A 1,979-nucleotide genomic window follows, 5' to 3' on the forward strand; every position below is an offset into this window, starting at 1 on the left:
TCGGCAGTGCACCCATCAAATCGAAACCGACGACTCACAGAGCGACCGGACCGAATGAAGGGGGCGGCCCACGGTCAGTGTGGGGTCGAGAAGGTCCAGGTTGACGTAGGACGTGCTGGTGTTTTCTGCGATAGACATGACAATTTTCTCCCTAAAGAATTCGGCTGGGTCTGTGAATCAGAACGTGAATGGATACGGCTAACGCGCAATGTCGTGCGGGCTCGAATGCCTATGAGACCCCGTGTGCGGCCGCAAGCGACGGGTAGCGATCGAACGCGGGTCGCATGACGGGGATGAACTCGAGGATCTTTGGGACGCTGCCACGGACCCGGACACGGCCCGTCGCGAGCGCAACTGGCATGAGAAGTTCCCCGAGCCACAGCTTGTGGGCGGTGTCGCAGCTCATGGCGATTCGGACATTGGGGGTGAAACCGGTGAGGTCGGTGTGCAGTCCGTCTGCATCGAACCCAATGAGGTACTCAGGATCCTTGTGCTTGATCGCCACTTTGAGGCCGGATGACTTCATGACCGCCATGGCTTGGGGATCTTCGGAAAGGATGGTGAAGAGTCCCCCGAAGACATCGGCTGCTTGTTGAGAGTTCTTATAAAAGGGCATGACAACTCCTGATGAGGATGACAGGTGATGGATACTGAAGCCGCTAAGGGCGGCGCACGGTCCCATGAGGTTCGGGCCGTGGTCTTGTGGGTGCACCGTTGACGGTCACGCAACCTTTACGTGACTTGAACGGCCTCTCGGTAGAACAGCTCCCGAAGGCTCAACGAGATGGTCCCGTGGCTGAAGCGATCCGAGACGGTCTGGCGAGCAGCGCGACCGATCGACTGCCGGTCGCAGCACAAGGCACGGTGCATGGCTTGAGCCTGGTCGAGCGGGTCGCGGGGGCGATGGAGGAAACCTGTCGTTGCCTCTGTGACGTATGTGGGCATTGCTCCGCTGCGGGCACACACGACGGGAACCCCACAGGCCATCGCCTCGGTCGTGGTGATGGAGAACGTCTCGTGTGTTGACGGCAGGACGTAGATATCCGCCGAGGCCAGGACCCTGGCCCTCTCGGGTCCGTGGAGAAAGCCGTGAAACACCACGTCGGCACAGTGATCGAGTTGAGCTGCTTGACGACGCAGGCTGCGCTCGAGCGCCGGATCTCCTTCACCTACGACCAGCAACCACAACCGCGCTCCACCGTTCGAGTCCGGCTGACGCGGTATGGCATCGAACGCGGTGAGTGTGTCCTCGATGTGCTTCTCAGGGGCGATTCTTCCGAACGAAAGAATCACCTGGTCCTGGGGTCCCAGGCCAGGAATGAGGCCACTCAGCCACTGACGGTCTCTGGCCGCAGGGGTGAAGGCTTCCGTGTCCACGCCGTCAAAAGGAATCTGCGTCACTCGCCTAGCACGCAGTTTCTCCACCTCCAGCGCCGCCGTGGGAGATGCCGCGATGACGAGGTCCGGGCTCTGGTAAATGCTCCTGAGGGCGGGTAGGACGGCGAAGTTCACGACGTGTTTCCATCCGGGGTACGCCGCTGCGAACCCGTAGAAGTCCGTGTGGTAGTAGCCGAGATAGGGGACTCCGTGCCGTCTGGCCCAGGAACGTCCGGGACGACGGAAGCTGGACAAGAACGTACCTCGTTCCAGATCGGTGTTGAACACGACATCGGGGTGAATGCCTGAGATCGTTTCATCGATTTGGCGCCCACCTCGACGGGTGGGGACATGAAATGCCGGATATACCGGCCAAGGCTTCGATTCGTATGTGTGCAGCGTTGCCTGTGGAATCTTGGGCATTTTAGATGCTTTCCGATTCGGAACGATGACGTGAACGTCAATGTCTGGAAATCGAGCCAGATGCCGAACTCTGTCCACGTTACCGCTGCTCGGTCCCCCCACTTCTGGCCCGAGTCGTGCCAATTTAGTGTGTTGGCCATTCGGTGCCGGTGGCGGTGAGGATCTCGCTGGCGGTGCCG

At 60.2% G+C, this 1,979-nt stretch carries 2 protein-coding genes; both read right to left on the bottom strand.

Going from position 1 to position 1,979, the window contains the following annotated elements:
- Positions 1–229: 229 nt before the first annotated feature.
- Entirely contained in the window at positions 230–616 is a 387-nt protein-coding gene (locus tag GTW58_RS12925) for a hypothetical protein (protein WP_119933833.1), read from the bottom strand.
- A 116-nt stretch (positions 617–732) separates the two neighbouring features.
- Entirely contained in the window at positions 733–1,902 is a 1,170-nt protein-coding gene (locus tag GTW58_RS12930; RefSeq protein WP_255409156.1) for a glycosyltransferase, read from the bottom strand.
- Between the last annotated feature and the right edge of the window lie 77 nt (positions 1,903–1,979).

The sequence above is a fragment of the Kocuria subflava genome (assembly GCF_012163155.1).
Taxonomy (GTDB): domain Bacteria; phylum Actinomycetota; class Actinomycetes; order Actinomycetales; family Micrococcaceae; genus Kocuria; species Kocuria subflava.

Coding starts and splice junctions, on each gene's coding strand:
- GTW58_RS12925 (WP_119933833.1), bottom strand. CDS start 616: ATGCCCTTTTATAAGAACTCTCAACAAGCAGCCGATGTCTTCGGGGGA.